Genomic DNA, 25,114 nt, shown 5'->3' on the forward strand with positions numbered 1-25,114 from the left:
TGAGATGCCCGCGAAGCTTCTAGCGATTGATCTGCGCAACCGGTGCGATGGTCGCCACCGGTTTCTTCACCGCCGCCCGCTCACCCAAAAACAGCACAGACGTGAAGTTGAATCGACTGAAAACCAGCGACAGCACCACCGGCCCCAGCAAGCCACACGCAACGCCGCCGAGTACCAGAAGGCTTTCATCCTTCACGCCCAACCGTCCCAGTACGAACCGCGACGTGGCGGCGAACAGCACATGGAACAGGAAAATCGCATAGGAATAGCCGCCCAACCACGTCAGCCACTTCGAGCGCATGTCACTCGACAACAGTGCCAAGCAAGAGACGCAGCCCACGGTCAACCCGATCAGGCTGCGACGGTCGACGATCAACGCCCGGTCCTCCGCCGCCACGTACAGCAAGGCCAGCGAAATCAGCACGAACACCAGCGGGCCGATCACCTTGAATGTCTGCTTCAACTGGCTGACGTTTGCCTGACCAATCATCCCCGCCACAAAAAACGGCAACAGGTAAAGGGCGCCATTGATGCCGAAGGCATCGAACGTGAACGGCGGCAGCAAAAACACCGCCGCCGCGAAAGCAAACAGCAGGTACAAGCGCGTTGCCGAACGCAGCAAGCCACGCCACTCCAGCAAGCCGACGAACATGAAAATGATGAACACCGCCTGCAGGAACCAGAAGTGGTTGATCGGCACCCAGAACGACAACAACGCGTCGATCACGCCAACGTCCTTGTTGACCCCTGGCCCCACCGCTTGCAATACCGAGAACGGCACGCCCACGCAGAACAACGGCACGATCAGCCGCCGCACCTTACCGGCGAAGAACGCGGAAAAGTCATTGCCGCGAATTTTGTAGAGGGCGTAGATGTACCCGGAAATGAAGGTGAACAGCGGCATGCGCACATACACCATCGAGTCGGCAATCACTCGAAACGGCGAGCCGATGTCTATTTTCAAACCACCGCCCAACGGACCGATGACGTGATAGAGCACCAACAGCAGGCATGCCAGGCCGCGCAGGGTTTCGATCTCCAGGGACTTTTTCTTGCTCGACATAAAGCACCTGCCTCAATTCAGAATTCTTGATTCGACCTGCACGGGTTTGTTGGCCCGCAGCATCAATCCCAGACCGACAAACAGCACCGGCACCACCATGGAGAAGTGCCGGGCGAAGGAACCGAAGTCCGGTTCGAACAGGCCTTGCACCAGCAAAAACGCCAGCGGTATCGCGATCAGCTCCTTGGGTTTGGTCTGGATCGGCGCACCTTTGTAGTCGGTCGAAGTGATGACTTTGAACAGCAGCAGCGCGGTCATGATCATCAATGCGACGAAGATCACCTGCCCCGGCCCGGACAACAGAATCAACTCCACCGGGAACGACAGCCGGAAGAAGATGATCATCGAGTCCAGCGCCTGCGAGACGAAGTCACCGCCACTGAGCCAGGACACGATCAACGATTTCGACCCCTCCTCGCCCGCCGTGCGCAACTCGTTGTTGCTGGCACGGATCGACGACACCGGAAACCCGAGCGCCACCTGAATGGCCATCGCAACGGCCAGGTAGAACAGGAACAGCATCAGGAAAAAAGTGAAGCGCGAGACGTACTTCTTCATCACGCAGACGCCGACCCAGGACAGCGAAAACAGAATCCAGTAGGGCCGGATCAGCACGCCGTAGATCACCGCCGACAGAAAAAACCCGCCACGGTATTTGCGCGTCAACGAGCTGAGCAAAATACTCAACACGGCCACCGACACGATGATTTCCTTGGTCAGGTTTTCCAGGAAAAACGAGCGAACGATGCCCCACAGACACAGGGTGCCGAAAATCGCCAGCGGCATGCGCCGGAACACCACCACCGGAATCGCCGTGAGGAAAAAATTGCAGAACATCCCGTAGGCCCAGGCGTTGGTCAGGTTGATCCCGGTGGGCCGCAGCAGGAACGCCGAACACTCGTAGGACGAACGATCCGGCGAGAACGGGTTCCAGAAATTGCAGTTGTCGGCACGGGCGTAGGACGACCACAACGTCATCGCATCCGGCCCCGGATCGCGGGGGATCAGCAGCGGCATGGCCACCGACAGAAACAACCCGGTGAACAAAATCAGGAACGAGATCGACGAATCGAGTTTCTTGCCACGAAACTCGATGCACGGCAGCTTCAGGCCCATGACAGCACGGCCTTTTTCGCCCGGGTCACACGGGTCAACACGGCAATGACGCCGAGCTGAACGATGACCGCAAAGACGTTGCCCCACGCGGCGCCGTAGATCGAATAGTGCTTGATCAGCACGTAGCTGACCGGCACCGAAATCAACAGGCAAATGGCTGCACTGAGCAGTGATACGCGGCTGTTCTTCGAAGCGATCAAACCACCCCAGACGATGTCGCCAATGGCGCGCAACGCAAAGGAAAAAATCAGTACGCCGAGGATCGCGTTGTCTGGACGCGGCACAGGGGTGGCGACGTAATCGAGCACCACGTTAAAGAACAGATAAATCGCCACCGCGACCGCCGCAGACACCAGCAGCGAGCGCATCACCCATTTGTTCACGAACAATTGCTTGACCGTGAACGGCTGTTGATCGGCCTGAAACCGCTTGGCCAGTACCGGAATGCCCACCACCGCCACCACCGCGTAAGACAGAGCCTGCAAGGTGTTGGCCGCCGACCACGCGTACACGTATTTACCGAGGCTGGCGTAGGGTTCCAGATCAATGATCAGAAAGCGTTCGGCGTACTGACTCAACGCGATCAATCCGGTGCCGAGATAAAACGGCAACCCGGCCTTCCACACGGTGGCCGTGGCTAGCGTGCCGCTCGTCCGGCCTTTGTGAACGTTCACCACTATCAGGTAACCGGCGACGATCACCAGCACGTTGGCGGCAACCCACAGCCACAACACACTGACAATCCCCGAGATCCAGCCGAGCATCATCCCGCCCACCGCCAAAACCGCCCACAGCCCGGTTTTGATGAAAAACAGCAGCGCGCCCGCCGTGGCTTTCTGCGCGGAAAACACGAAGGCGTTGAGTTCAAACGACAGGTGTTCAGTGAGCAACACCAGCGTCACGCAGAGGATCAGCGCGCTCGTCGCCTCGACCTGCTGGAACAGTGAATAAATCCCCACGGTCACCAGCGACAACACCAGCCCCACCGCCAGATACAGCAGCAAGACCTTGTCGACGACCCGGCGCGAACTGCCACCCACGCTGATCAACCGATTGATCTCGGAACTGAAACCGACGCTGTAGAACTTCGACGCGATCAACGAGGCCGCCACGACCACGCCGTAAAAACCCAACGCCTCGTAACCGAGGAAATGGGTGATGGCCAGCACCAGCAAAAACTTCGCGCCCAATGCTCCGCCGCGAAGCAGTAGCCGAAATATCATCGAACGACACCTTTGATGATGTCGTCCATGGCCACGGTTTTCGCCTCGATCTCGCGGCAGGTGTCAGTCAGGCGCTTGCCAAAATTCGCCAGTGCGTTCGGCGCGTAAACCGTGTCGAGGATGGTGTCGACATTGATGTCGCCACCGTTGATCACCCAGTCTTCCACGCCCATGTCCTGATAGGCGCCAAAGCCTTTGCGCTCGTAGCTGATGTGATACGCCGGAACGCCGCTGAGCAGCGATTCGATGGCGCCATGCAAACGCACGGAGATCACCAGATCCGGCTGATATTTGGCCAGCGTCGCCTTCAAGGGCAGCAGGTCTTCGGTAATGCCCAGTTCGCGATAAAACGCGCCGTCATCGTTGCCGCGAACGGCGCTCTGGACGGCGCAGACGACTTTGCTTTTGCCCTTCAACCGCTGCAGCAACAACTTCAGGTTGGCCACGTAGGCGATTTTCTTTTCCTTGCTCCACTGCGGCGGCTTGCGCAGCACCACGCAGACGGTTGCCGGCGACGACGCGCAACGGGTGAATTTCGGCTGCTGCAGGATTTTGCTGGCCAATGACTGCACCGCCAGATCCGGCGCGCGGTACACGTTTGCACAGGCGTCGAACATCGCCGAGGAGCGGTTGTCGCGCACGAACACCGCATCGGCGCTGGCGTAGTGCTCGACGATCTTGCGGCTCTCGCCATGGAAGGGCCCGATGCTTTGCGGCAGATAAATCGAAGGGACGTTACTGAGGATCGCGGTTTCCAGTTGCTTGGCGTGGCCCAGTTTCAACTTGATGTGCTCGAAGGCACTTTTGGAGCGCATGTAGCCACCGCCGACGCCGACAATCAGATCGGTTTTCTTCAGCAGGTCAGCAAGGCCTGCGTAAGACTGATTGAGGAACACCGCTTGCTTGACCCGCCCCAATCCCTTGGCCGCCATCACTGGCGCGTCAAAACGCGGGTGCGGCAGGTAGCTGAAGGACTCGGGATCGGAAGCCACGACACTGATCGCCGTGTCGTCGCCAAAGTTGCGCTGCACCAGGGCAATCGCCAGATCCACGAGCAGGCCGTCACCGGAGTTGGACGCACTGTAGCCATGCAAAATCGTTACGTTCATAAGCTGAGTTCTACTTAAATAAGTGGGGGCGCAATACACGTCGTAGGTCTGGCGGATCATCAACGTGGCGCTGAAGCGCTCACGCACGATGTTGCGACCTTCGTTGCCGAGGTCGAGCAATCGGGGCTTCTGGATTTTCCCCAGCACATCGGCCAGGGCCTGGTGATCTCCGGTCGGAAAGACGTAACCGGACACCTCGTTGGTAACCAGTTCGGGCAGTGACGTGCAGTTACTGGCAATCACCGGCAAGCCCATGGCCATGCCTTCCAGCGGCACCATGGCAAACCCTTCCCAGCGACTGGGCACAATCAGCGCATCGGCTTTCTGGTAGAGCGCCTGAACTTCGCTGGGCGTGACCCAAGGCAGGTATTCAACGGCGTCCATCGGTGGGCATTCGACCGAATCTTCATTAACCGCACTGCCGACCACCGTCAGTTTCAAATCGCTGCGTTGCACCTTGGCGAAGGCCTTGAGTAATACGTCGAAGCCTTTTTGGTAGTCGAGACGGCCAACAAACAGCAGATGAATCGGCTCCGGACTATCGACTTTCGGTACTTCGTCGCGTTGATGAATGCCGTTGTAGATCAGCGTCATGCGCTTGCGCTCGATGCCAAATTTCGCGGCGCTATCCAGCTCGTACTGGCTCACGCAAATGATCACGTCGGTGACCTTCTGCAGCACGCGCTCAATCCACGCATAGGCCTTCTGCTTGATTGGCGAACTTTCCATCAGGAACGAAAAGGCGTGCGGGCAGTAAACGATTTTCGGCTTGCGCCATGGCCTCAACAGCACGCACACGCAACGGCCGATCACCCCGGAAAAAGTGCTGTGCAAATGCACCACGTCGGGTTTTTCCTTGAGCATCACCTGGGCCAGACGCCAGGCGAAACGCAGCAGCGACGACACATTGCGTCCGGTTCGGGCGAAGGTGCGAATCTGAGGCGCGGGAATGCCGTGCAATTCTTTTTCCTGATCCTGCGGGACCAGGTAAACCCGTTGGTAGTTCGCCGCGTCGCCTTCGGGCGATGCCGAGATCGTCCGAATGACGGTCGCGACGCCACCTTTGATCGTCTCTGCTACGTGCAGTATTTTCTTCACAACTCACCCACTTCAAACATGTAAGGACATCTCAGGATTTGTCGGACGCGTATTCGTAGTTGTAATAGCCGTAGCCGCCATTGCCGTAGTAACTGGCTGCGCGCTTCTCGACGCCGTTGAACACCGCGCCCTTCAACTCGATACCGTTCTGGGCAAAGCGGCGAATGGTCAACTCGATCTCTTTGGCCGGGTTCACGCCAAAGCGCGTGACGATCAGGCTGATGCCGGCTTCACGGCCGACAATCGCCGCGTCGGTCACGGCCAGTAGCGGCGGCGTATCGATGATCACCACGTCATACATCTCGCTGAGTTGCGCCAGCAGTTCGCGGAAGTTGACATGCATCAACAGCTCGGAAGGATTGGGCGGCACCTGCCCGCGACTGATGAAGTGCAGGTTGTCGACTTCGATTTTATTGATCGCCTGCTCGATGCTGCAGCGCTTGACCAGCAGGTCCGACAGACCATTGCTGATCGGGGTATTGAGGGTTTTGTGCAAATGCCCTTTGCGCATGTCGGCATCGATCAGCACCACACGCTGACCGCTCTGGGCCATGACTGCGGCGAGGTTGGAGGAGACGAACGTCTTGCCGACTTGCGGGCTCGGCCCGGAAATCATGATGCGGTTGTTGGTCGAATCCAGCCCGGCGAAGTGCAGGCAGGTGCGCAGGCTGCGGATCGACTCGATGGACAGGTCCGTGGGGTTGCGCAGGGCCAACAGGTACGCCGGTTTATCGACGCCATCACGCGCGCGACCTTTCTTACCGTCCTCCTCCTGCTGCAGCGTGCTGTAAGGGATCGACGCGTACACCGGCAAACCGAGTTGTTCAATGGCTTCTGGCCCTTCCAGGCCGCGACTCAGCGACTTGCGCAGCAACACCAGCGCGACGCCGACAAAGGCGCCGAGGAAAGTGGCGATGAGCACAATCAGGGCTTTTTTCGGTTTGACCGGACTGGTCAGGTCGACGTCCGCCGTGTCGATCAAGCGCACGTTGCCTACCGCACCCGCGCGGACGATGTCCAGCTCCTGGGATTTGTTCAGCAGTTGCGTGTAGATCTGCGAGGCGACTTCAACATCGCGGGTCAGGTTCAACAACTCCTGCTGTGTGGCCGGCAGATCGCCGACTTTGCTCTCCAGCGACTTCTGTTGCTGGGTCAGTTCGGCGATCTGCGACATCAACGCACGGTAGGCCGGATGCTGTCGGGTGAACTTGCGATCCATCTCCGCCTGCTGCATTTTCAATTCGGAGATACGCGTGTCCAGCGCAACGGTCTGGCCCAGTACCGATTGGGTTTCCAGGGAGATGTTCACCGTTTTGCCGCGGGTCTGATAGGCGTTGAGCGCATCACTGGCCTTGGCCAGATCGCGCTTGACCTGAGGCAGTTGGCTCTGCAGGAAGGCCAGGCTCTGCGCCGCTTCCGCCGAGGTGCGCTGCACGTTCTGCTGCACATACAGCGCCGCGATCTTGTTGAGGATTTTTACGGCCTCGGGCGCGTCGGAGCTGGCCAGGGCCAGACGAATAATCCCCGACTCCTTGCCTTGCTCGGAGATATCCAGCGCATCCTGATAACCCTGGATGGTCACGATTCGAGGGTTGCGCACCACTTCGAAGCGCGTGCCGGGGTTCGCCGAGAGTTGTGCGATCAGCCCTTCAACGCCCTCTTCAACGAAGGCTTCGCCAGCCACGCCTTGCGCCAGCAGGTTGTCGTTATCATCGAACAACTGGAAACGCTGCTGTTCGCCGGCGATCAGCGTGAGCTTCTTGCCCAGCAACGCGTTCGGCAGCGTGAGCCGAGCGATCTCCACGCGTTCACCGCCCCAGGCGTAGCTGTTCAGGCCAAAACGCGGTGGCGCCACGCTGAACGCCGTCTCGCCGCGATAACGGCGAGCGAGAAAAGCGCCAATCAGCGGGAAGGTCTTGGGGGTGACATCGATATCCAGACGCAGATCGTCGACGGTTTTGCCAATCACGGCGCGGGATTTGATGATGCCGATTTCGGTCACCGACGGCGATTGCCCACCGAGCATGCTGTTGAGATCGGCGAAACCGAGCATGTCGTTCTTTTTCGGCTCGACCTGAACCAGCGCGTTCGCCAGATACACCGGCGTGGCCAGCACCGCATAGGCAACGCCGGTGACCATAAAGGCGCCGGTCAGTGCGCCAATCAACCATTTCTGGTCAATCAGACTGCCGAATATGCCGAGCAGATCAATACTGTCTTGATCATTGCTTCGGGTGCCGATTACTGACGGTAACTGCATAAGTCTGTTCTTACCATTCATTGATCTGAAGAATATTCATCAACGCGCGAGACGTTGTGCCCAAGAGCTGACAGCATCTTCAATCAATGCATGGGCATGAATAAAAGCGGCCTTGCCTTGACGGTACGGATCTTGTATTTCGCGCTCGCTCTGCCACTTACCGAGCAAAAACACTTTGCCTCTCGCATGAGAGGCCATGTTCAATACTTGTTTTACATGCTCTTTTTCCATCACCAGAATAAGGTCTGATTCATTAACGATGTCCGAGGTCAGTTGCCGCGCCTTGAAACCCTCGGCGCAATGCCCGTGGTCTTCCAGCACCTGACGGGCCGAGGCCTCTATGGATTCGCCAACCCGCGCGGCGAGGCCGGCGGAGGAAACCGTGATTGATGAGGGGGCCAGCGCGTTACGCAGCATGAGCTCTGCTGTCGGACTTCGGCATATATTGCCCACGCAGACGACAAGGATCTTTCTGAACAAGGTGTACTTTCCTGTGTAATATCAAACTGCCAACATCTAGAGCGGTTTAAATGAACCCGCTAGATCTTCCCGCACTCAGAAATAGATTCGCCCTGTTAATACAGCGTATTAAGTACCACAGCCCTAAAAGCGCCCCAACCAGAATTACCGGACCAAAAATAACTGTGATTTTCAGATAATGAATTGCTGACAAAAAATAACACTCACGCACTTAGCGCTCTTGTTAGTTTCAAAACGAATGTCACGAGATCACTATTCGCCGTTGTCACTTCTCATTGGAGATCAGACATGAAATCCGCCCATCTCATACGATTCAGTGCCTCGGCGTTATTGGCGCTCAGTGCCGCCACTCACGTGCAGGCCAGTGATCTGTTTCCCAACCTTCCCGCCAGGACCATCGGTGTTCAGGTGAAGATCCAGAACTTTTCCGCCGACGACGCTGCACACATCAAAGCCGCAGGCTTCAGCTTTGTGCGTTTCGGTGTGTGGAGCGACAGTCTCAGCGCCAGGGCGTATCAGCAGCAGGTCAGCGATGCTTTTGCGGCGGCCGGTTCCGCTGGTTTGCCGGTCCTGTTGACCGTGCGCGCGATCAAACCGCTGACCGCGACGCCCGGCAACACCCGTCAACTGAAGGCCGCCGGCGATTCGTTTGCCAATGTGTTGGCGGGCCTGGAAGACGCCTACAGCGCGCAACTGGTCGCGACTGAAATCTGGAATGAACCCGACCTAGAAACCTACTGGCCGACGCGCCATTTCGACACAACATTTGTGCCGTTCATGAGCGCGGTGTGCAAATCCCTGCAAGGCAAACCCCAATCCACGCCACGGGTCGGTTACGGCTTCGCCCGCGCGCCAACGGCGGGATCGGCTTCGACCGTTGCGCTAAACCGCATCGTCAGTGAGTACCCCAAATGCCTGAACGCCATTTCCTATCACCCCTACGGCATGACGCCGGCGCAGATCAGCAACGCGCAGGCCTTTATTCAACAGAACTTCCATTTGCCGGGCGTTATCAGTGAGTGGGGTATATCGGCACTCACCTCCAACGGTGGGAACGCCGGACAAGCCAGCAAAATCAGTGCGTTCATCACCGATGTAAAAAAGCTCAACATCCCGCTGACATCAATATACGAATGGAAGAACAGCGATTCGGGCAGCAATGATCGCGAGAAGAACTTCGGTTTTCTGACCTCGGGCGGTCAGCCGAAACCGGCGAAAACGGCCGCCGCAACGCTCTTGAATGCTCAGTAGGCGTGGCGTAACCGATCTGTGCGCAGGTCGGTTGCTTTGAACCTGTGGGCGGTTTCGCTATCGAACTCATCGATACCGCGCCCTACCTTTCAAACAATCGTTTTCAGGTTGTTGCCGCAGGGGCCGTCGATACACGCACCCGCCCTTGAGTGGCTGTCAGCGCTCGGGTAATGTCGTCAAACCCACAGGACAGAGCACACACATGACTTCCAAGCTGGAACAACTCAAACAAATCACCACCGTGGTTGCCGACACCGGCGACTTCGAAGCGATCGCCCGGGTTAAACCGGTCGATGCCACCACCAACCCATCCCTGCTGCTCAAAGCGGCAGCCATCCCCGCTTATGCCCAATTGCTGAATGCTTGCGTCAGCGACTGCAAGGGTGATGTCGGCCTGGCCAGCGACCGTTTCGGCGTCGCGGTGGGCCAGGAAATTCTCAAGGTTATCCCGGGCCGTATCTCCACCGAAGTGGATGCGCGCCTGTCGTTCGATCAGCAAGGTGTACTCAAGCGTGCGCATCGCTTGATCGAGTTGTATGACAAGGCTGGCATTGGCCGCGATCGCGTGCTGATCAAGATCGCCTCGACCTGGGAAGGTATCCGCGCTGCCGAGGTCCTCGAAAAGGAAGGCATCCAGACCAACCTGACGTTGCTGTTCTCCTTCGCTCAAGCGGCGGCATGTGCCGATGCCGGCGTGTTCCTGATCTCGCCGTTCGTAGGCCGCATCTACGACTGGTACAAGAAGGCCAACGGCAACGACTACACCGGCGCCGACGATCCGGGCGTGCAGTCCGTGACGCGCATCTACAACTACTACAAGGCCAATGACTACAAGACCGTGGTCATGGGTGCGAGCTTCCGCAACCTGAACCAGATTGAGCAACTGGCCGGTTGCGACCGTCTGACCATCAGCCCGGACCTGATCGACAAGCTGGCGGCGGACTCTGGCAAGCTTGAGCGCAAACTGGCGCCAGGCAATGCCGGTGAAGCACGTCTGAGCCTGAACGAAGCGCAATTTCGCTGGTTGTCCAACGAGGACGCGATGGCGACCGAAAAACTGGCCGAAGGTATTCGTCAGTTCGCTCGCGACCAGGAGAAGCTTGAGGCGCTGTTGCAAGCCAAACTGTGATTTGACTGAGTGAAATGCAAAAAGGGCGAACCCTAACAGGTTCGCCCTTTTTCATTGCACCAGCACTGGCAAATGTAACGTCAGATTTGACGCTTTCGCGAGCAAGCAAACTCCCGAAGGTCTTTTTTTGCTCGACACAGATCAAAAGTGGGAGCGGGCTTGCTCGCGAAGGGGCCTGGCCAGGCAACCTGATTTCAGAGGATCAATGGCGTTCGAGGGCATTCACCAGGTCATGGAAAGCTTCACGGTTGGAATCGTTCAGCCCCATGAGGATCTTGTGCGCTTCAAGCACCTTGATCCGCACCACCTCTTCCGACTGATCCTGATCAGGCAGATCGTCCAGGCACTCCGGGCAAGGCACCGGGTGATTGACGATGTTGAACACCTGCTCGAAGCCCATCGATTGCAGCAGTCGGGTGATGTCATCGTGGGTGGTGACGACGGTCGGCAGCAGGCCGACCTTCTGCCGCGACAGGATCGACAGTTTGGCCAACAGCCCCAACGTGGTGCTGTCGATGCTGCGGGTTTCGGTCAAATCGATCACGATCGCGTTGAAGTTCAGCGCGGTGAAGATTTTCTCAATAGTCGCATCCAACGCCGAACACAGGGTCAGGCGAACTTCACCGACGAACTTCAGGACGAAGGTGCCGTCCTGCTCGGCGAACTGGATTCTACCGGTACTCATTGAAGGTTCCTGCTCAACACCAACAGGGCGATATCATCCGGCATCTCCCCTAGCGTGGCCAATCCAAACACTTGCCGCAGACCATCCAGGCTGCCGCCCGCTGACTTCACCCGCTCGGGCAAAGCCGCTTCTTTTTCTTTGAGCGTAGGTTCTGGCAAAAGGTCCAGAATACCGTCAGACATCAGCGTCAGGCTGAACGTCGGCGGCAGCTCAAGTACGTGATCTTCGTAGGCGGCTTCATTGAAAAGGCCTACCGGCAGACCACGCCCTTCGAGGTAACGAACACTGTCAGGCGTGTACAACACAGGCAAAGGCAGATGGCCGCCAATGCTATAGGTCAACAAACCGGTCTCCTCGTCGATGACTCCACCGACCATTGTGACGTGTTTGCCCAGCTTACAACTGATCAGCCCCCGGTTGATATGACCAAGAACCTGCGAAGGCTTGAATTCCGGCAACGTGCCGTTGCGCTTGGACTCGAACAGCAGACGCGTGGTCATGAACTTCAGCAGCACCGTCACAAACGCTGAAGAGGCGCCATGACCTGATACATCTGCCAGGTAAAACGCGACCCGGCGCTCGTCGACACGGAAATAGTCGACAAAATCACCGGACAGGTACAGCGACGGAATGATCTGGTGAGCAAACCTGAGCTCGTCAATGCTCCACGGGCTTTCCGGCAGCATGTTCATCTGCACCTGGCGACCGGCGTTCTGGTCTTCCTGGAGCAGACTCAGGCTGGCCTCAAGCTCGCGATTGGCCTTTTCCAGCTTCTCGCGGTAGCGCTGATTTTCCAGCAGCAGACGCGCGCGATCCAGGGCCCGGCGCACGGAGTGCTCGAGCACGGCCAGATCTTCGAGAGGCTTGATCAGGTAATCCGCCGCACCGAGACGCAGGGCCTCGACAGCGTCGTTCATCACGCCGGCACCGGACACCACGATCACCGGTGTTTGCGGCGATAGCTCGGTGACCTGACGGATAAGTTCGAGACCACCCATCTGCGGCATGCGCAGATCGCAGATGACCAGGTCGGGCGTGTCTTGCTCGAATACCTGAAGACCCTGTTGGCCGTTACTGGCCTGCAGGACGCTGAAACCACTGTCTTCCAAATAGGCCGCGAGGCTCGCGCGCACTACTTCGTCATCATCGATTATCAGCAGCGTGGCACTGGTTTTTGGCATGTGGGCAAACGGCGCCAGAATTAGGTTGGCGTAGCGGGCGGGGCTACAGCCCTGCACTGACTACTGGATTCGCTTTCTAGCCTCTCTGCTGCATCGCTTTCGAGCGTTTGCTCTGCACGACGATTACACCAGAGGTGCCCTTCTAAGGCGCAGACGGTACTCCCATCCGCGGGGTGTTTCAAGCATGTGCCGATGGTCGCTTGACGACTTTACTTGTCAAATCACAGAGAGTTATAAGAACAGCTCAAACCGTAACCCAATGGAAGGACGAAGCCATGAGTCAAACCGGTCGGGACTACAGCGAAAAGCGCGATTTCATCCGTATGCGGGTCGATGCCGATGTCGTATTGATTCACGCAGGTGATCAGGTGTCAGCGGTATGCATCGACCTCTCCAGCAGCGGCATGCAGGTAGAGGCGCCTAGGCAATTTGCGGTCGGCGACCGATTGAGCGTGCGCATCGACTCCGAACATGCCGCGCTCAGCGGGCTTGAAGCCGAGACCGAAGTGGTCTGGGTCCGGGCACAGGATGGCGGCGGCCAAAAGCTCGGTTTGACTATTCTGCAGATGAAATAAGCGCAAACAAAAAAGGCGGCCCACAGGCCGCCCTCTTCATTTTATCGGTCGAGATTAAAAATCGTCGACGACCTTACCATCCTTCACCTTGAACTCGCGGTTCTGCAGGTAAGCGTTGCGAATGAAGGTGTACTTGTCGCCGCTGATCAGCTTCTCGCTCGACAGCAGGCTGGCACGGGTGTCGACGATGTTCAGGCCGAACACTGAATTACGCACCGGCACATCGTTGATGTAAGGGTAAGGACCGGTATAGCCGTCGACGTATTTAGCAGGCGCGTCACGCAGTGTGCTTGGGCCGAGCAGCGGCAGCATCACGTACGGGCCACTGCCAACCCCCCAGTAGCCGAGCGTCTGGCCAAAATCTTCGTCGCTGCGGTTCAGCCCCATCTTGGTCCCGACATCGAAGAAGCCGAGCAACCCGAACGTGGTGTTGAAGATCAGGCGCGCGGTATCAACGCCCGCCGCTGCCGGTTTGCCCTGCAGAATGTTGTTCGCCAGGTTGGTCACGTCACCCACGTTGCGGAACATGTTGTGGATGCCATCTTCCAGAAATTGCGGCGTCACGAACTCATACCCCTGCGCCAGAGGCTTCAGCGCGTAAGTATCGACGAAGTCGTTGAACTGGAAAATTGGACGGTTGACGCTTTCCCAAGGGTCTTCTTCCGTTGCAGCCTGAGTGGCGAACGGAGCCAGCAGCAGGCCGGCATATACACAAAGCTGAGCGAGCGGGTTGCTCCAGCGCATAGAAAAACTCCTTGGATTTATACTGGCGCGGGCTTCAAGGCCTAGGCGTTAAGAGCGCTAGTATAAGCGCAAAAGGTCTTTTGGGCAGTCTGCGAATGAAGCGACCTGTAGGACGATTCCTGCAACGGCTTTAACGCAGCTGTCATCCAACTGTCACCGGCAGGTCCTAGCCTTACCGCTATTTCAGGGACGTTGCCATGTCACATGCCGAAACTTTGCCCCTCAGCGCGCCCGGCCTGACCGCCGTGCTGTTCGGCCTCAGCGGATGTCTGGTGGATTTCGGTGCCCGTGCCCGCCGACAGGCGGCCATCCTGCCAGAGCACGCCGAGGCCACCCCTGGAGCAATCGATAGCCTGCACAGCTTGCAGCGCCAGCAGATACCATGCGCGTGGCTGGATGAGCTGTCCCCTGCCCTGGCGCAATCGCTGTCAGCCGCCTTACCGAACTGGATCAAACCCGCGCAACATTCAGCAACAATCAATCCATGGCCGGCGCCCAACGCTTGCTGGCAAGCGCTCATGGATTTGAATGTCCACAGTCTGGACGGATGCGTACTGGTCAGCGGCGAGCCACGACTGTTGCAAGCCGGCCTGAATGCCGGGTTATGGACAATCGGTCTCGCCTCCTGCGGCTCGTTGTGCGGCCTGGCGCCGGGGGATTGGCAAGCCTTGAGCCAAAAAGAACGGGAGCAGTTGCGCGGCAAGGCGACCATGCAGTTATTCGGACTCGGCGTGCACTCGGTGATCGATCATTTGGGTGAGCTCCAAACCTGTCTGGCGGACATCAGCCTGCGTCGCCTCAAAGGCGAAAAGCCCTGATCGGGATCATGCAGGCTGGCCGAGAGTGGATTAATCTAAAGGCCAGCCATAGACCTTTGGCGCGCGGCCGCGGTCTATGCCAATGCCTCTCGATAAAAGGAAACCACCATGCCCGCCCGCGAACTGCAAGAACAACTCAATACCCTGCGCGAGCAACTGGAGCAGAATCCACCGCTGTCTGAACATGAGCGCGCTAACCTGCACGACCTGATGCAACAGATCGAAGCGGAACTTGAACTCGAAACCAAAACCCAGGATTCCAACATCGCCGACGGCGTGACCCTGGCGGTTGAACGCTTTGAACTCAAACACCCCGGGATCGCTGGCACGCTGCGCAACATCGTTAATGCGTTGGGCAGCATGGGGATCTGACGCCCTAAACGCAAAAAGCCCTGCCAGCAATGGCAGGGCTTTTTCGTTTTCGCGATTTGAAATGCAGCCTGTTACCAAACGGGATGCTTACTGACGCACCAGTCGATGGTTCGGCAGTTGCACACTCTCAGTGCTGCGATATGGGTTGATATCCAGCCCACCGCGACGCACGTACCGCGCAAATACCGTCAATTTCTCCGGCTTCAGCAACCGCTGCAGATCGAGGAAGATCCGCTCCACGCATTGCTCATGGAAATCCGAGTGCTGGCGGAAGCTGACGATGTATTCCAGCAGACTGGCATGATCCAGCGCCGAGCCACGGTACTCCACCACCACACTGCCCCAGTCTGGCTGACTGGTCACCGGGCAGTTGGATTTGAGCAGATGACTGTGCACGCTCTCTTCGACCATCCGCGATTCATCACACCGCAACAACTCCGGCCGCGGATGCTCGTAGTTGCTGACGCTGATATCCAGATCGTCGATGCACACACCCGGCAGCGCGACGACGCCTTCGGTTTCTACGTCTTTGAGGCTGCGAACCCGCACGCCCACCGGTTTGCCGGCAGCAGCGGACAGATCTTTGGCCAGCGTTGCTTCAAGCGTGGCCACATCAGCGAACGGCGTCTGGTTCAGCGAGTTCAGGTACAGCTTGAACGACTTGGACTCGATGATGTTTGGCGAATCCGCCGGGATACTGAACTCGCCGATCGCGACCACAGGCTTGCCCGAGGGCAGCAGCCACGACAATTCGAAGCAATTCCAGAAATCCACACCTTTATAAGGCAGGGTATCGGCGGTCAGGCCCAGTTCGGCCCATTTCGCGGTGCGCGGAATCGGGAACAGCAACGACGGCGTGTAAGTGGCGATGTATTCGCTGGATTTACCCAGCGGCGAGTGTTCGGCTGCGGGATGCATGGCGGAAACCTGACTGAAGAATCAGCGGATTCTAACAGCCTTTGCTTGCACCTTTGAGTGCTTACTGACTGACAGTCAGTTTGCCGACCATCCCCGCCTGATAATGGCCGGGGATATTGCAGGCAAATTCCAGGTTGGTGGCTTTACTGAAAGTCCAGGTCAACTCAGCGGTTTTGCCCGGCTCGACCAACACACTGTTCGGGTCATCATGCTTCATGCCATGGCTCATCGCCCCGTGATCCATGCCCGCCATGTCGTGGGACATTTCTTTCATGCCGGTAGGCGTGAGCATGCCGCTTTGTTGCATCTGCAACATTTCCTGCTGGTGTTTGGCATGCATCGCCGCGTCGCCCAGGTTGAATTCGTGCAGCAACTGGCCTTTATTCACCAGCACAAAGCGAACGGTCTCACCGGCCTTGACCTGGATCGTCTTCGGGTCGAACGACAGGTCAGCCATCACCACTTCGATGCTGCGCGTGGCTTTGGCGGCAGGCGCGGGTTCGCCGAAGGCATAGGTGTGTGCCGACGCGGCCCACACTGGCGAGCTCAACGTCAACAGACACGCGGTCACCGCCAGGGATTTACGCAAAAACATGGTCGTACTCCAACAAGAGAGGGTTCAGCCTGTGGGAAACTTTAGCCGGCCTGCGCTGGCATCTACCTGACAGGCAGATTACAACTTTGTCAGGTTCGCGCTTACCGAGATGCCCCACGGTATAAAGCTTTCGTTCCTACACCCCGAATCAACCCGAGTCGCCCATGAAACTGTTGATCGTCGAAGACCAAGCAAAAACCGGCCAATACCTGCGCCAGGGCCTGACCGAGGCGGGGTTCAATACCCAACTGGTGGCCGACGGCAACAGCGGCCAGCAACTGGCCTTGAGCGGCGACTATGCGTTGCTGATCCTCGATGTCATGCTCCCGGGGCGCAACGGCTGGCAAATCCTGCAAGCGGTACGCAGTGCGGGTCTCGACACACCGGTGCTTTTTCTGACGGCCAAAGACGCCGTGGAAGACAGGGTTCACGGTCTCGAACTGGGTGCCGACGATTACCTGGTCAAGCCTTTCGCCTTTTCCGAGTTGCTGGCCAGAGTGCGCAGCCTGTTGCGTCGCGGCAGCGCCACCGCACAGGAGACCAGCCTGCAATTGGCGGATCTGCGCCTGGACCTGATCCGCCGCCGGGTCGAGCGTAGCGGCCAACGCATTGACCTGACTGCCAAGGAATTCGCCCTGTTGGAAATGCTCCTGCGCCGCCAGGGCGAAGTGCTGCCAAAATCGCTGATCGCCTCGCAGGTCTGGGACATGAATTTCGACAGCGACACCAATGTCATCGAAGTCGCGATTCGCCGCTTGCGCCTGAAGATCGACGACGAATTCCCCAATAAACTGATCCACACCGTACGCGGCATGGGCTATGTGCTTGAAGAGCGCTCAGCCTGATGCGCCGGTTGTCTTTGAGCTCGCGACTGGCCTTGCTGTTTGCTGCTTGTACCGCCGTGGTGTCGCTGTGTGCCGGGGTCCTGTTCAACCACGCCAGCGAGGCACACTTCGTCGAACTCGATCAGCAGTTGCTGGACGGCAAGCTCATCGGCCTGCGCCGCGCCCTGCAGGATGTTCAACCCGGCCAACGCGAAGCGCGCCTGACCGATGAACTGAGCCGTCAGGCTGATCTGTCGCTGCGCATCAATGGCAGTGACGGCCAACACTGGTACGACAGCTCGACACAGATCCCCAAGCAATTACCGTCACACCTGGGCCTGTCGACGATCCGCAATGATGGCACTGACTACCGCGTACTCAACGCCCCACTCTACCCGGACAACACCGATTCACCGCAACTGACCCTGTTGCTGGACATCACTCATCACCAGCACTTCCTGCAACGCATGCAGCATTTGATCTGGCTGACCGTCGGCCTCTCGGCGCTGGCCACTGCGCTACTGGGCGCCTGGGCCGCACGCAGCGGCTTGCGGCCACTGCGGCAGATGAGTGCGGTGGCCCGTGGGATATCGGCGCAATCGCTCAATGCCCGACTGCCGGAAGCGCAAATGCCGCCAGAGCTTGCGGAAATGGCCCACAGCTTCAACGCCATGCTCGCACGTCTCGACGACTCTTTTCAGCGCCTCTCGGCGTTTTCTGCCGACATTGCCCATGAACTGCGCACGCCGCTTTCCAACCTGCTGACCCACACCCAGGTCACCCTCACCCGCCCACGGCCGATCGAGGATTATCGCGAAGCGCTGCACAGCAACCTCGAAGAACTGCAATGGATGGCGCAACTGGTCAACGACATGCTGTACCTGGCCAAGGCTGACCACGGCTTGCTGATGCCCAAGCGTCAACCGTTGGAACTGGCGGAAGAAGCGGATGCGTTGTTGGAGTTTTTTGCGCCGCTGGCAGAAGACGCCGGGGTGCAATTGAGCCGCGAAGGGAATGCGCGAATCGAGGGTGACCGCAGCATGTTGCGCCGGGCGCTGTCGAATCTGCTGGATAACGCGCTGCGGTTTACGCCAGCCGAAGGCCATGTACGTCTGACCATACTGGATAAGACGAATGTTGTGCGGGTGTCCGTCGAGAACAGTGGTGAAGAGGTTTCGGCTGAGCTGTTGCCACGCTTGTTCGACCGGTTTTATCGGACGGATCCGGCGCGACAGGAAGGTAGCAGTGAACATGCGGGGCTGGGGCTGGCGATTACTCAATCGATTGTCCGGGCGCATGGTGGGCAGATTCATTGCGAATCGGATCAGGGCTGGACGCGGTTTGTGATTGAGTTGCCCAAGAAAGACTGAGATTCATCGTTCCGGCCCCTTCGCGAGCAGGCCCGCACACACTGGATCTGCGTCGTACACAAATCCTCTGTGGAGGCGGGCTTGCTGGCGAAAGCGATATAACAGCTTACGAATATCTCAGCGCATGAGCCGGCTCGATCTTCGCTGCCCGCCACGCCGGATACACCGTCGCCAGGAAGCTCAGGATGAACCCGGCGGAACAGATCAACAGCACATCCCCCGCCTGCAATTGCGACGGCAGATTGCTGACGAAATACACATCGGAACTGAAGATGTGCTGCCCAGTCACCCGCTCGACCCAGCCGACCATCTCACTGACGTTCAGCGCCGCGATAACGCCCAGCACGCCACCCATCAGGGTGCCGACAATCCCGATCACCGTGCCCTGCACCATGAAGATTGCCATGATCTGCCGGGGCGTAGCGCCGATGGTACGCAGGATCGCGATGTCCGCGCCCTTGTCGTTCACCACCATGATCAGGGTTGCGATGATGTTGAACGCCGCCACCGCGACGATCATCAGCAACAGCAGACCGATCATGGTTTTTTCCATTTTCATGGCACTGAACAGACTGCCTTGAGTGTGGGTCCAGTCGTCAGCCTTGAAATCGGCGCCCAGACCGGCGGCGATGTCCGCAGAGACCTTCGGCGCCGCGTACAAGTCTTTGACCGCCAGACGCACGCTCTGCACCTGATTCGGCTGCCAATGCTGCATGGTCGCCGCATCGGCGACATGGATCAGCCCCATGGAACCGTCCAGTTCAGCGCCAACCTTGAACACGCCAACCACGTTCAGGCGCTGCATACGCGGAGTGATCCCCCCCGGTGCGGTGCTGACTTCCGGCACGATCAGGGTGATCTTGTCGCCGACATTCAAACGGAAACGGCGGGCGGTGATTTCGCCGATCACCACGCCAAACTCACCGGGTTTCAAGGCATCGAGGCGGCCCTGGACGATGTGCTGGGCAACAATCGACACCTTGCCTTCCTGAGCAGGATCGACGCCGCTGATCTGGATCGGCTGCATCAAGCCCTTGTAGGAGAGCATGCCTTCCATTTCCGTGAACGGCACGGCGGCGGTCACTTCAGGATTTTTCATCGCGGCGGCGGCTACGGGCTGCCAGTCGTCAATCGGCTTGACGCCAACGATGGTCGCGTGAGGCACCATACCGAGGATGCGCGAGCTCATTTCACGCTGGAAGCCGTTCATCACCGACAGCACAACAATCATCGCCAACACGCCGAGGGCGAGGCCGATCATCGAGGTCATCGAAATGAACGAAACAAAGCGATTGCGGCGCTTGGCTCGGGTATAGCGTGCGCCGATAAAGATCGATAACGGTCTGAACATTCGCTGGGGCACCGTATAAAAATAAAAGACCCGACGCCTTTCAGAAGTCGGGTTTGGGCCCAATCAGATGGGCGTCAGGCAACCTTCCTGCAAATGCAGGACGCGATCCATCTGGCGAGCCAGGTTCATGTCGTGAGTCACCACCAGAAACGCCGTGCGCATCGAAGTGCTGAGCTCCAGCATCAAATCCTGAATGCCTTGGGCGGTATGGGAATCGAGGTTGCCGGTCGGCTCATCGAGCATCACCAGGCCGGGATTGTTGACCAGGGCGCGGGCGATGGCGACACGCTGACGTTCACCACCGGACAGTTCGGCCGGCTTGTGCTCAAGACGATGACCCAACCCTACCCGCTCCAGCAACGCCGTGGCGCGCTGACGTGCTTGCGGGATCGGCGTCTTGCCGATCAACAGCGGCATGCAGACGTTTTCCAGTGCGGTGAATTCCGGCAGCAGGTGGTGAAACTGGTATACGAACCCCAGCGCACGGTTACGCAGCAGGCCGCGCTTCTTCTCGCTCAGCGCCGAGAGTTCTTCGCCATCGAGCCAGACGCTGCCCTGGGTCGGCGTGTCGAGGCCACCCAACAGGTTGAGCAAGGTACTTTTGCCCGAACCCGAGGTGCCGACGATTGCGACACGCTCGCCCGGGTGCAACTCCAGTTGCAGACCGGCCAGCACTTCTACCGACTCCGGACCTTCCTCGTAGGATTTGCCCAGGTTGCGGCAGCTCAAGATTGCTTGTTCACTCATGCCCGACTCACTCATAACGTAGCGCCTCCGCCGGCTGGGTGCGCGCGGCACGCCAGGCTGGATACAGGGTGGCGAGGAAACTCAGGACCAACGCAGCGGCGCAGACCATGACCACATCCTGGCTCTGCACCTGCGACGGAAGATAATCAATGAAATACACGTCAGCATTAAGGAATTTGTGGCCGATCAGGCCTTCAAGGGCCGAAATCGCAGCACTGACGTTAAGCGCGGCCAGGATTCCGACCACCGCGCCAATGGCGGTGCCAACCACGCCGATCACCGTGCCTTGCACCATGAACGTGCGCATGATGGTGCCCGGTGTCGCACCGAGAGTACGCAGAATGGCGATGTCGCCCTTCTTGTCGTTCACCACCATCACCAGCGTGGAAATGATGTTGAACGCCGCAACAGCGACGATCAGCAGCAACAGCAGCCCGATCATGGCTTTTTCCATACGGATCGCCTGATACAGATTGCCGTGGGTGCGCGTCCAGTCGCGAGCGTAGTAATGGTCTTCGCCAAGTTGCTGGGCGATGCTCCATGCCACGCGCGGCGCCTGGAACAGGTCGTCGAACTTCAGACGGATACCCTGCACCTGATCAGGTTTCCAGCGACGCATTTTCGCCAGATCCTGCAGGTTGGTGACGCCCAGAAAGCCGTCCAGTTCACCGGCGCCGACATGAAAAATGCCCACCACGGTGAAGCGCTTCATGCGCGGGAACATCCCGGCCGGGGTCACGCTGACCTCCGGCGCAACAAAGGTGACCTTGTCACCGAGGCCCACACCAAGCTTGGTGGCGGCCTTGTCGCCGATAACGATGCCAAAGCTGCCCGGCGTCAGGTCGTCGAGTTTGCCCTGCTTCATGAAGTTGTCGATGATCGACACGTTGCGCTCAAGCGCAGGGTCGATGGCATTGAGCAACACCTTGGAGATTTGACCGTTGTTGGTCAGCAGGCCCTGCATCTGGGTAAACGGCGCAACCGCCGCCACCTGCGGGTTCTGCTTGACCTTGGCGGCCAGGCTTTGCCAATCGTTGATCGGCTCGGTGGATTCGATGGTCGCGTGGGGCACCATGCCCAGCACGCGGGTGCGCATCTCATGATCGAAGCCGTTCATCACCGAGAGCACGACGATCATCACGACCACGCCAAGGGCGAGCCCGATCATCGAGGTCAGGGAAATGAATGACACAAAATGATTGCGACGCTTTGCACGGGTATAACGCGTGCCGATAAATACGAAGAGAGGTCTGAACATGTCGGGGCTTGTTCGGAGGGAAAAGGAACGTCCTTGTGGCGGGGGTCGATAACCAGCTTTACACTCAGACCACCGCCGCTACCATGGGTTCGCCATGTCGACATTAGATGAAGAAGATCGCCGCGAATACTACCGTATCGAGGACACGATCGCACTGGAAATTAGGCCTCTGTCTGCTCCCGAAGCCGCAGGCCAGGAAGTGTTGCAGGATGCTTCCCCACTCTTCAACCTGCTCAGCGAACTGCACCTGAGTGAATTCGAGTCGCAGCACCTGTTGCGCCAGATCAGCGAACGCGACAGGGCCATCGCTGCGTTCCTGAAATCGCAGAACAAGCGCATCGACCTGCTTAGCCAGGTGGTCGCCCTGACCGTGCTCGGCCACATCGGCGAGCCGCAACCGGTGATCATCTCCGAAGGCGGGATCGACTTTCAGTACCCGACGCCGATTGCGGTCGGTGCGCACCTGTCGGTGAAACTGGTGCTGATGCCTCAGGCGCTGGGCCTGCTACTGCGCGCCCGCGTCACCCATTGCGACCGCAAGGGTGACGGCTATGACGTCGGCACCGAGTTCGAACACCTGACCGATGCCCAGCGGCAGTTGCTCGCCCGCTATATCTTGCAGAAGCAGGCTCAGGAACGACGTCTGGCCCGCGAACAGAACGAGTCTGGCATTTAAATTAAGGAAGCACCGTGACCCTCATCTACGGCCACCGCGGCGCCAAGGGCGAAGCACCGGAAAACACCCTGACCAGCTTTCAGGAATGTCTCAAGCACGGCGTACGCCGTTGCGAACTGGATCTGCACCTGTCCAAGGACGGCGAGTTGATGGTCATCCATGACCCGACGCTCAAGCGCACCACCGAGCGGCGCGGCAAAGTGGTCGAACACACTGCCGCCGAACTGGTGACCTACGACGCGCGCAAGGGCGGCCCGGGCTGGATCAAGCCGTGCCCGATTCCGACGATGGAAGAGTTGTTCGAGAAATGCGATTTCGAACACTGGCAACTGGAAGTCAAAAGCGCTTCACGCACCCGTGCCGCGACCACGGTACTGGCGATTCGAGAAATGGCTCAACGCCACGGTTTGCTGGACAAGATCACGATTACTTCGAGTTCGCGAGAAGTATTGAAAGCGGCGCTGGATCTGGTGCCGGACGTGTCGCGCGGCCTAGTAGCCGAGTACGCCTGGCTCGATCCGTTGAAGGTCGCCCAGAATTATGGCTGTGAGATTCTGGCGCTGAACTGGACGCTGTGTACGCCGGAACGCCTGCAAAAGGCGCAGCGTCAGGGGCTGCATGTGTCGGTATGGACCGTCAACGAGCCTGCGCTGATGCGCAGACTCGCCGACTTCGGCGTTGACAGCCTGATTACAGACTTTCCCGGTTTGGCCACTGCCACCCTCGAGAATTGCTGAAATCGGTCTCCCCGGCCGGCTCAGGCCACCGGCCGGAGCCCGTCAAAAAAGCCGGTTGAGGCCATCGTACGCCGCTACCCGATAGGCTTCGGCCATGGTCGGGTAGTTGAACGTCGTGTTGACGAAGTACTTCAGGGTATTCAACTCGCCCGGCTGGCTCATGATCGCCTGACCGATGTGCACGATCTCCGACGCCTGATAACCAAAGCAGTGAACGCCCAGCACTTGCAGGGTTTCACGGTGGAACAGGATTTTCAGCATGCCTTGCGGCTCGCCGGCAATCTGCGCTCGCGCCATGCTCTTGAAGAACGCTTTGCCGACTTCGTACGGCACTTTGGCCTGGGTCAGTTCCTGCTCGTTCTTGCCGATCGAACTGATCTCCGGAATCGTGTAGATACCGGTCGGCACGTCATTTACAAAGCGCCAGCTACCATTATCAACGATGCTGCCGGCCGCCGAACGACCCTGGTCGTGGGCGGCACTGGCCAGGCTCGGCCAGCCGATCACGTCGCCCGCACCGTAAATGTTCGGCACGCAAGTGTGATATGCCTCGTCGACTTCGATCTGACCACGGCTATTGACCTTCACGCCGATGTTTTCCAGACCCAACTGATCGGTGTTGCCGGTACGGCCGTTGCACCAGAGCAAGGCGTCGGCCTTGATCTTCTTGCCGGACTTGAGGTGCAGGATCACGCCGTTATCGACGCCTTCCACACGCTCGTAGTCTTCGTTGTGGCGCACGGTGATGTTGTTGTTGCTGAAGTGGTAGCTCAACGCCTGGGAGATTTCCGAGTCGAGGAAGCTCAGCAATTGACCGCGGTTATCCACCAGCTCAACCAGTACCCCCAGACCACTGAAGATCGAAGCGTATTCGCAACCAATCACGCCCGCGCCGTAGACGATCAGTTTGCGCGGTGTGTGGCCGAGGCTGAGGATGGTGTCGCTATCGTAGATACGCGGGTGGTGGAAATCGATGTCGGCCGGGCGATAAGGACGCGAGCCGGTGGCGATGATGATGTGCTTGGCCACCAGTTTCTCGACCACACCGTTGGCGCAGACCACTTCGATGGTTTGCTCGTCGGCGAAGCTGCCAGTACCAAAGAACACGTCGACGCGGTTACGGGCGTAGTAGCCGGTACGCGAGGCGACTTGTTTGGCAATGACTTTTTCGGCGCTTTTCAACACATCCGGGAAGGAGAACCAGCGCGGCTCACCGATCGCCCGGAACATCGGGTTGGTGTTGAACTGCATGATCTGCCGCACCGAGTGACGCAGTGCCTTGGACGGGATGGTGCCGAGGTGGGTGCAGTTGCCGCCGACCTGACGACGGCTGTCGACCATCGCGACCTTGCGCCCTGCTTTGGCGGCGTTCATTGCCGCGCCTTCTCCCGCTGGGCCAGAACCCAGTACCACCACGTCGTAGTTGTAGACAGCCATGCGTACTCCTCAGAACAGGCCGAGGTGCCAGCAGCACCTGCGGCTAAATCACGCCGAATGGCGGCGCGAAGGAACAATTGGGGGCCAGTAATGAACC

Annotated in this window: 24 protein-coding genes and 1 pseudogene; 9 read left to right on the forward strand and 16 right to left on the reverse strand. The window is 58.6% G+C overall.

What is annotated here, in order from left to right:
- Nucleotides 1–19: 19 nt before the first annotated feature.
- The 7 genes and pseudogenes from AACY50_RS23365 to AACY50_RS23395 form a co-directional block, all read right to left on the reverse strand.
- Nucleotides 20–1,063 (reverse strand): acyltransferase family protein, encoded by a 1,044-nt coding sequence (locus AACY50_RS23365; protein ID WP_339433356.1) that lies wholly within the window; start codon nt 1,061–1,063, stop codon nt 20–22.
- A 12-nt stretch (nt 1,064–1,075) separates the two neighbouring features.
- Nucleotides 1,076–2,179: a hypothetical protein gene (locus tag AACY50_RS23370; protein ID WP_339433357.1), complete on the reverse strand. Its 1,104-nt coding sequence runs from the start codon at nt 2,177–2,179 to the stop codon at nt 1,076–1,078.
- Nucleotides 2,170–3,402, reverse strand: coding sequence for a polysaccharide biosynthesis C-terminal domain-containing protein (locus tag AACY50_RS23375; protein WP_339433358.1), 1,233 nt, complete (start codon nt 3,400–3,402; stop codon nt 2,170–2,172). Before AACY50_RS23375 ends, AACY50_RS23370 begins: the two co-directional genes overlap by 10 nt.
- On the reverse strand, nt 3,399–4,511 hold the full coding sequence (locus tag AACY50_RS23380; protein WP_339433359.1) for a polysaccharide pyruvyl transferase family protein: 1,113 nt from the start codon (nt 4,509–4,511) through the stop codon (nt 3,399–3,401). The genes AACY50_RS23375 and AACY50_RS23380 overlap by 4 nt, the downstream gene beginning before the upstream one ends.
- A gap of 18 nt (nt 4,512–4,529) precedes the next feature.
- A pseudogene (locus AACY50_RS23385) lies at nt 4,530–5,609 on the reverse strand (glycosyltransferase); the annotation flags it as partial.
- A 31-nt stretch (nt 5,610–5,640) separates the two neighbouring features.
- A complete protein-coding gene (locus AACY50_RS23390; RefSeq protein ID WP_339433361.1) occupies nt 5,641–7,869 on the reverse strand; it encodes a polysaccharide biosynthesis tyrosine autokinase in 2,229 nt (742 codons plus the stop codon).
- Nucleotides 7,870–7,908: 39 nt separating this feature from the next.
- Nucleotides 7,909–8,349, reverse strand: coding sequence for a low molecular weight protein-tyrosine-phosphatase (locus AACY50_RS23395; protein ID WP_339433362.1), 441 nt, complete (start codon nt 8,347–8,349; stop codon nt 7,909–7,911).
- Between the two features lie 288 nt (nt 8,350–8,637).
- On the opposite strand from AACY50_RS23395, the gene AACY50_RS23400 reads away from it, so the two are divergent.
- Both AACY50_RS23400 and tal read left to right on the forward strand, forming a co-directional pair.
- Nucleotides 8,638–9,600: a glycosyl hydrolase family 5 gene (locus AACY50_RS23400; RefSeq protein ID WP_339539228.1), complete on the forward strand. Its 963-nt coding sequence runs from the start codon at nt 8,638–8,640 to the stop codon at nt 9,598–9,600.
- Nucleotides 9,601–9,802: 202 nt separating this feature from the next.
- A complete protein-coding gene (gene tal / locus AACY50_RS23405; RefSeq protein WP_339433364.1) occupies nt 9,803–10,729 on the forward strand; it encodes a transaldolase in 927 nt (308 codons plus the stop codon).
- Between the two features lie 202 nt (nt 10,730–10,931).
- On the opposite strand, the gene rssC is transcribed toward tal, so the two are convergent.
- Entirely contained in the window at nt 10,932–11,414 is a 483-nt protein-coding gene (gene rssC / locus AACY50_RS23410) for an anti-sigma factor antagonist RssC (protein ID WP_042560140.1), read from the reverse strand.
- Nucleotides 11,411–12,595, reverse strand: a complete 1,185-nt coding sequence (gene rssB, locus AACY50_RS23415; protein WP_221733203.1) for a two-component system response regulator RssB — start codon at nt 12,593–12,595, stop codon at nt 11,411–11,413. Before rssB ends, rssC begins: the two co-directional genes overlap by 4 nt.
- A gap of 275 nt (nt 12,596–12,870) precedes the next feature.
- On the opposite strand from rssB, the gene AACY50_RS23420 reads away from it, so the two are divergent.
- Nucleotides 12,871–13,170, forward strand: coding sequence for a PilZ domain-containing protein (locus AACY50_RS23420; RefSeq protein ID WP_221733204.1), 300 nt, complete (start codon nt 12,871–12,873; stop codon nt 13,168–13,170).
- Nucleotides 13,171–13,224: 54 nt separating this feature from the next.
- Here AACY50_RS23420 and AACY50_RS23425 read toward each other — a convergent pair whose 3' ends face one another.
- Nucleotides 13,225–13,914 (reverse strand): MlaA family lipoprotein, encoded by a 690-nt coding sequence (locus AACY50_RS23425; RefSeq protein WP_221733205.1) that lies wholly within the window; start codon nt 13,912–13,914, stop codon nt 13,225–13,227.
- 197 nt (nt 13,915–14,111) lie between these two features.
- Between AACY50_RS23425 and AACY50_RS23430 the strand changes: the two genes are divergently transcribed.
- Together AACY50_RS23430 and AACY50_RS23435 are read left to right on the forward strand one after the other, a co-directional pair.
- Nucleotides 14,112–14,732: an HAD family phosphatase gene (locus tag AACY50_RS23430; protein ID WP_339466204.1), complete on the forward strand. Its 621-nt coding sequence runs from the start codon at nt 14,112–14,114 to the stop codon at nt 14,730–14,732.
- Nucleotides 14,733–14,840: 108 nt separating this feature from the next.
- Nucleotides 14,841–15,104: a DUF4404 family protein gene (locus AACY50_RS23435; protein ID WP_339466203.1), complete on the forward strand. Its 264-nt coding sequence runs from the start codon at nt 14,841–14,843 to the stop codon at nt 15,102–15,104.
- Nucleotides 15,105–15,191: 87 nt separating this feature from the next.
- On the opposite strand, the gene queF is transcribed toward AACY50_RS23435, so the two are convergent.
- Both queF and copI read right to left on the reverse strand, forming a co-directional pair.
- Nucleotides 15,192–16,022, reverse strand: a complete 831-nt coding sequence (queF, locus tag AACY50_RS23440) for an NADPH-dependent 7-cyano-7-deazaguanine reductase QueF (protein WP_339433368.1) — start codon at nt 16,020–16,022, stop codon at nt 15,192–15,194.
- Nucleotides 16,023–16,083: 61 nt separating this feature from the next.
- Nucleotides 16,084–16,617, reverse strand: a complete 534-nt coding sequence (copI, locus tag AACY50_RS23445) for a copper-resistant cuproprotein CopI (RefSeq protein WP_339539229.1) — start codon at nt 16,615–16,617, stop codon at nt 16,084–16,086.
- Nucleotides 16,618–16,781: 164 nt separating this feature from the next.
- On the opposite strand from copI, the gene AACY50_RS23450 reads away from it, so the two are divergent.
- Together AACY50_RS23450 and AACY50_RS23455 are read left to right on the forward strand one after the other, a co-directional pair.
- Entirely contained in the window at nt 16,782–17,462 is a 681-nt protein-coding gene (locus AACY50_RS23450; RefSeq protein ID WP_339433370.1) for a heavy metal response regulator transcription factor, read from the forward strand.
- Entirely contained in the window at nt 17,462–18,811 is a 1,350-nt protein-coding gene (locus tag AACY50_RS23455; protein ID WP_339433371.1) for a heavy metal sensor histidine kinase, read from the forward strand. Before AACY50_RS23450 ends, AACY50_RS23455 begins: the two co-directional genes overlap by 1 nt.
- Before the next feature lie 106 nt (nt 18,812–18,917).
- Here AACY50_RS23455 and AACY50_RS23460 read toward each other — a convergent pair whose 3' ends face one another.
- The 3 genes from AACY50_RS23460 to AACY50_RS23470 form a co-directional block, all read right to left on the reverse strand.
- Entirely contained in the window at nt 18,918–20,162 is a 1,245-nt protein-coding gene (locus AACY50_RS23460; protein WP_339433372.1) for a lipoprotein-releasing ABC transporter permease subunit, read from the reverse strand.
- 63 nt (nt 20,163–20,225) lie between these two features.
- Nucleotides 20,226–20,924 (reverse strand): lipoprotein-releasing ABC transporter ATP-binding protein LolD, encoded by a 699-nt coding sequence (lolD, locus tag AACY50_RS23465; RefSeq protein WP_401160251.1) that lies wholly within the window; start codon nt 20,922–20,924, stop codon nt 20,226–20,228.
- A complete protein-coding gene (locus AACY50_RS23470; protein WP_339433374.1) occupies nt 20,917–22,167 on the reverse strand; it encodes a lipoprotein-releasing ABC transporter permease subunit in 1,251 nt (416 codons plus the stop codon). The genes lolD and AACY50_RS23470 overlap by 8 nt, the downstream gene beginning before the upstream one ends.
- A 94-nt stretch (nt 22,168–22,261) precedes the next feature.
- On the opposite strand from AACY50_RS23470, the gene AACY50_RS23475 reads away from it, so the two are divergent.
- Nucleotides 22,262–22,843: a PilZ domain-containing protein gene (locus AACY50_RS23475; RefSeq protein ID WP_339433375.1), complete on the forward strand. Its 582-nt coding sequence runs from the start codon at nt 22,262–22,264 to the stop codon at nt 22,841–22,843.
- Nucleotides 22,844–22,857: 14 nt separating this feature from the next.
- Entirely contained in the window at nt 22,858–23,580 is a 723-nt protein-coding gene (locus AACY50_RS23480; RefSeq protein WP_339433376.1) for a glycerophosphodiester phosphodiesterase, read from the forward strand.
- Between the two features lie 42 nt (nt 23,581–23,622).
- Here AACY50_RS23480 and sthA read toward each other — a convergent pair whose 3' ends face one another.
- Nucleotides 23,623–25,017, reverse strand: coding sequence for a Si-specific NAD(P)(+) transhydrogenase (sthA, locus tag AACY50_RS23485; protein WP_339433377.1), 1,395 nt, complete (start codon nt 25,015–25,017; stop codon nt 23,623–23,625).
- Nucleotides 25,018–25,114: the final 97 nt, after the last annotated feature.

The organism is Pseudomonas sp. RA_15y_Pfl2_54, assembly GCF_963971015.1.
GTDB classification, from domain to species: domain Bacteria; phylum Pseudomonadota; class Gammaproteobacteria; order Pseudomonadales; family Pseudomonadaceae; genus Aquipseudomonas; species Aquipseudomonas baetica_A.